At 53.0% G+C, this 5,110-nt stretch carries 5 protein-coding genes; 1 reads left to right on the top strand and 4 read right to left on the bottom strand.

Annotated elements, in window-relative coordinates; genetic code table 11:
• Positions 1–232: 232 nt before the first annotated feature.
• Positions 233–1,132 carry a metal ABC transporter substrate-binding protein gene (locus ACI3UA_RS06020; RefSeq protein WP_439723920.1) on the top strand — a complete coding sequence of 300 codons (900 nt, stop codon included), beginning with the start codon at positions 233–235 and terminating at the stop codon, positions 1,130–1,132.
• 201 nt (positions 1,133–1,333) lie between these two features.
• Here the strand turns inward: ACI3UA_RS06020 and ACI3UA_RS06015 are convergent, their stop codons facing one another.
• From ACI3UA_RS06015 to ACI3UA_RS06000, 4 genes are all read right to left on the bottom strand, one after another.
• A complete protein-coding gene (locus tag ACI3UA_RS06015) occupies positions 1,334–2,215 on the bottom strand; it encodes a diguanylate cyclase domain-containing protein (protein ID WP_439723919.1) in 882 nt (293 codons plus the stop codon).
• A 25-nt stretch (positions 2,216–2,240) separates the two neighbouring features.
• Positions 2,241–3,824 carry a hybrid sensor histidine kinase/response regulator gene (locus ACI3UA_RS06010; protein WP_439723918.1) on the bottom strand — a complete coding sequence of 528 codons (1,584 nt, stop codon included), beginning with the start codon at positions 3,822–3,824 and terminating at the stop codon, positions 2,241–2,243.
• A 223-nt stretch (positions 3,825–4,047) separates the two neighbouring features.
• On the bottom strand, positions 4,048–4,458 hold the full coding sequence (locus ACI3UA_RS06005; RefSeq protein ID WP_439723917.1) for a DUF805 domain-containing protein: 411 nt from the start codon (positions 4,456–4,458) through the stop codon (positions 4,048–4,050).
• A gap of 41 nt (positions 4,459–4,499) precedes the next feature.
• Positions 4,500–5,110, bottom strand: a 611-nt coding sequence (locus tag ACI3UA_RS06000) for a methyl-accepting chemotaxis protein (protein ID WP_439723916.1), incomplete at its 5' end; no start/stop codon positions are given.

The following is a 5,110-nucleotide window of genomic DNA, read 5'->3' as shown; positions in this document are numbered from 1 at the left end:
GTACAATCCCATATACATCATTTCTCCATCCCATTGGCGGCATCGGAACTCGGTGTCGCCATCTTTTTTTGCAATTTTTTGAAAATATTTATTTGTATTTTAGTATTTAATATGCTAAATTATAAAAAGGGCATGTTTTTTTCGCTACCATGAACTGCACCTTGTAATGACCACTGATTACAAGACTATTTACCTGCCGCTTCAGGGCGGCTCTGCTAAAAGGAGATTCCTGATGAAAAAAATAATTTATCTTTTTACCGTTATTACATTGCTCTGCACTGTTCTTTTGACCGGCTGCGGCCAGTCAGGCACTGCCCAAAAGGGCGATGGCAGTTTCCGCATTGTTACATCCTTCTATCCTGTCTACATCGCCACTGCCAATATTACCAAAGGCGTGGACGGCGTAGAGGTAGTCAATATGACCAAGCCTCAGACCGGCTGTCTCCACGATTACCAGCTGACCACCGACGACATGAGAACCCTGGACAGCGCAGATGCCTTTGTGGCCAACGGAGCCGGTATGGAGGCCTTCCTGGACAAGGTCATAAAGGAGCACAGCGGCATGAAGGTCATTGACGCCTCCAAGGGCATTGAGCTTTTGAAGGACGATGAGGGTGAAAATCCTCATGTCTGGCTGAGCATCACGGACGCAATCCGTCAGGCTGAAAATATCGCCAGCCAGCTTGCCGAGGCTGACCCAAAACACGCCGATGCCTACAAGGCCAATGCCGTGGCCTACACCGACAAGCTTAAGGCACTGCAGGCAAAGCTCCACGCCGAGCTGGACAGCCTGCCTCACCGGGATATAGTGACCTTCCATGAGGCTTTCCCTTACTTTGCCAAGGAGTTCAACCTGAACATCGTCAAGGTAATCGAGCGTGAGCCTGGCACCGAGCCAACTCCGTCCGAGCTGCAGGAAACCATCGAGGAAGTAAACAAGCTGCCTGTAAAGGTGCTGTTTACGGAGCCGCAGTATTCTCCGTCCGCCGCTGAAACCATCAGCCGTGAAACAGGCGCAAAAATCTACAGCCTTGACCCGGTGGTAACAGGCGAGGCCGACGACAGCGCGCTGGATGCCTACATCACCACCATGGAGAAAAACGCAGCTGTGCTGAAAGAAGCGCTGAAATAACCTGAACGAAACCGAGCCGCCAAAGGCGGCAACAAAAAAGCCACAGTCATGTGAGACAGCTCCCTGAGCGTCACCACGGCTGTGGCTTTTTATTAATATTTTTATTATCTTTTTGCTAACTTTTTATTATCCTTTTGCCAGCTTTTATTGCTTACCGGCCCTTATAGCCGCTTCTCATCACTTTCTTGCCGTCCCGCCTGCCTACAGCACGCTTCTCCTGCGCTGTTTCCTCTGGCACATATCCAGATCGGCTTTCTCCAGCACGCGGCGCAGGTCGTCCCGCACGGAAACAGCCGTGGATATGCCGTAGGATATGCTCAGCGGCTGGTTCTTGACGCGGTACTGGTCGTACTGCTCCTTGAAAATACGCATAATCTCCTTGGCCTCATTTTCGTCCGTGTTGACCAGCACTATAATGAACTCATCACCGCCCACCCGGTACACCATGGTGTCCTCCGGCAGGGCCAGCTCCATGACCATGGCCGTCATGCGGATGTACTCGTCCCCTGTGGCGCGGCCATAGGTATCATTCACCATCTGCAGGCCGTCGCAATCAGCACTGACGATACTCACCGGCATGGAATCCTCCGTCAGCCGCTCCAAATCCCGCATCAGGCTGTTGCGGTTGCCCAGCCCTGTCAGGCTGTCCGTCATGGCCAGCCGGCTCAGCTTGCGCTTGATTTTTTCACTCTCCGTCACATCGTTAATCAGTCCCACGATGCCTACCACGTTTCCACTGCTGTCCTTGACAGGCTCCTTGACTATTTCCAGAAATTCCTGCACGCCGTTCTGAAAAATCTCGATTACATAGCGGCATCCCCTGCCCGACCGTATAATCTCCCTGTCCTTCTCCATGGCCAGCATGGCATTTTCCTTGTCCTCCCGAATCTCCACATCGGTCTTGCCGCGGATACTCCAGCCCGGTTTATCCCTGTCCCTCAGATGACGCCAATACTGGGTGCAGAATATGTACCTGCCCTCAGCATCCTTCAGGTAAATATTTGCAGGCAACAGCCTCAAAATATTCTCCATTTCCTCAAATGTCATGGAATCACTAAAATATTTTCCAGACACACCAGACATATCCTCACATCCCATTCTTACTTTTCTACCAATATTTTTTCATAACCCCCAGCAGTTTTTCCAGGTCAATCGGCTTTGCCAGATGCTCGTTCATGCCGGCCGCCTTGGATTTACAGATATCCTCCGCAAAGGCGTTGGCGCTCATGGCCACAATCGGCAGCGTCCCGGCATCCTTCCGCCGCAGCCTGCGTATGGCCCTGGCCGCCTCCAGCCCGTCCATCACCGGCATCCTGATATCCATCAGCACCAGATCGTAATACCCGGCCGGGGACTTCTTGACCTTCCCCAGCGCAATCCGCCCGTTTTCCGCACAGTCCACCTCTATGCCTGCCGCTTCCAGCACGGTGGCCGCAATCTCCCGGTTCAGCTCGTGATCCTCTACCAGCAGGACGCGCTTGTCCGAAAAATCATTGCTGGCAAAATCCTGCAGGCTGATATCCCTGCGCAGCTTTACATCACCTTTTGCCATCTTCATCCGGAAAGTAACCGTAAACGTACTGCCATTATTCAGACTGCTCTCCACCGCAATATCCCCGTCCATCATGCGCACTATATTGCGGGTGATAGCCATGCCCAGGCCGGTGCCCTGAATCTTCTGCACCCGGTCATCGTTAGCCCTTTCAAACGGCTTGAACAGGTTCTCCACAGTCTGACGGCTCATGCCAAAGCCGGAGTCCTGACAGACAAACTCATACTCTGCGATGGTCTTTCTGTCCAGCGGCTTCTCCCTGAAGGATATCCTGATACTGCCCCCTGACGGGGTATACTTAACGGCATTGCCGGCTATATTGGTAAAGGCCTGCTGCAGACGTAGCTGGTCCCCCACCACGTACTCATGGGACAGCTCCCCCATTTCCAAACTGAATTTCAGTCCCTTGGCATCCACCTGAGGCGTCAGCATATCCACCATGCTGCCCAGCAAGTCCTTCAGGCTGAAGGTCTCCTTGTTCAAAGACAGATTGCCGGACTCAATCTTTGACAAATCCAGAATATCATTAATCAGGGAAAGAAGATGATTGCCCGCCCCCAGTATCTTGTCCAGGCATTCCTTCACCTTGTCCGGCTCATCAAGGTGCATCCCCGCAATGGCCGCCATGCCGAGAATGCCGTTCAGCGGCGTGCGCACATCGTGGGAAACGCTGTTCAAAAACTGCGACTTCGCTTCGTTGGCGGCCTGAGCCACAACCAGCTTCTGCTTTTCCTCATGCTCCCTGGTCACGTTGCGCCCCAGAAGGTGCAGGAGCTGCTTGCCCTCCTTGTTCATGGTGAAAAACATATTCACCTCGTGCCATTCGTACTCCTTCTCGCCGGGATAGCGCACAGGGTACTCCAGCCCGCCCAGATAGCCCACACGCCCCCGCTGGCTGAAAAGATTATCTATGCTGATAATCCGCTTCATCGCCTCGATATAGGCCGGCGGCACCATGCTCATGTTGGCCATGGAGGCCTCCGAAAACTTCTCATAGCGCCTGAACAGGGCCACCGTCCGCTCCAGTCCGGTTCCCTCTATGATAAAAAACTCATCATTTTCCAGATTGACAATGATATTATAGCCATAAAGCATCTTTGTTATTTCCGACAAGGCCTGATCGGTTTCTACGTGCATCATATAGCTATCTCTCCCGCTTCAAAATTTCCAACGCCGCATATCTATAGCCGTCTATCCTTGCATCCGCCCTGCCCATATGCAGGCGTCCGCCCACAATGATTAACAGCGATTATCTCCGGCTTTCATATTGTCTATTCTACACGAAAAGCAAAAATCCTGCAAAAAAATATATCCGCACCAAAATATGATGCGGATATATCCTGAAAAATCAGGCACAGAAGCCTTAGGAGGCAGGACCAAACTCGTTAGCCCCGTCATTGCCCTTCAGCACAGCCAGCGCCAAAAGCACGATGATATCCAGCGCACTGGCCAGATCAACGATAAGCTTATCGTCAATGAAATACACGGAGAAGCTGAATACCGAAGGCAGAATAACCGCCAGCGTCCAGCAGCCGCCCTTGCCCAGATCATGCAGGCGCCTGATGCCCAGGCAAATCGCCACCAGATTGGCCGCCACACCGACGGCCAGGCTGCCCATATACATAGTGCCGCCATCCACATAATCCAGCTGCCCTGTTGCCAGCATCGCCGCACCGAAGATCATCATCAGGAACACCGAAGCCGCAATGGTAGCCAGATAATACATAATATACTTCTTGCGGTTCAATCTACCGCCAATAAACCTGTTTAACACAAATCATCCTCCTAGACAACGGGCACTTCCCCTGAAATGCCTTACAGCCTGAACTGGGCCAGGGAGTTCTGCAGCTCCTGGGCCTGCTCGGCCAGCTTGCGGCTGGCATCTGCAATCTCCAGCATGGAGGCGGTTTCCTCCTCCGTAGCGGCAGATACGGTTTCTGCCTCGCTGGCCACATTGCGGCTCATGGCATTAATCTTCTCAATAGCTTCATTAATCTTCATGGTGCTGTCAGCCAGAACACCTACGGCATTCTCCATGGTATTGGAATTCTCAGCCACCACGGATACCATCTCGGCAATGTGGGCAAAGGAGCCGCCGGCCTCCTTGACAGCGCCAGTGCCGCTCTTCACCTGCTCCACACCGTCCTTCATGGCCTTGACAGCGTTCTCCGTATCCTTCTGAATGCCCACTACCACGGCGGCAATCTCGCCGGCAGAAGCCTGCGACTGCTCAGCCAGCTTCCTTACCTCCTCGGCTACAACGGCAAAGCCCCTGCCATGCTCACCGGCACGGGCGGCCTCAATAGCCGCATTCAGCGCCAGTAGGTTGGTCTGGTCGGCAATCGAGGAAATGGTATCAATAATGACGCCTATCTGCTGGCTCTGCTCGCCCAGCCTCTCTATAACCTGCGCAATATCGGTAACAG

Source organism: Anaerovibrio sp., assembly GCF_051866355.1.
Taxonomy (GTDB): domain Bacteria; phylum Bacillota; class Negativicutes; order Selenomonadales; family Selenomonadaceae; genus Anaerovibrio.
Note: the sequence above shows the minus strand (reverse complement) of the source record. Positions and strands in the feature narration are given on the sequence as shown.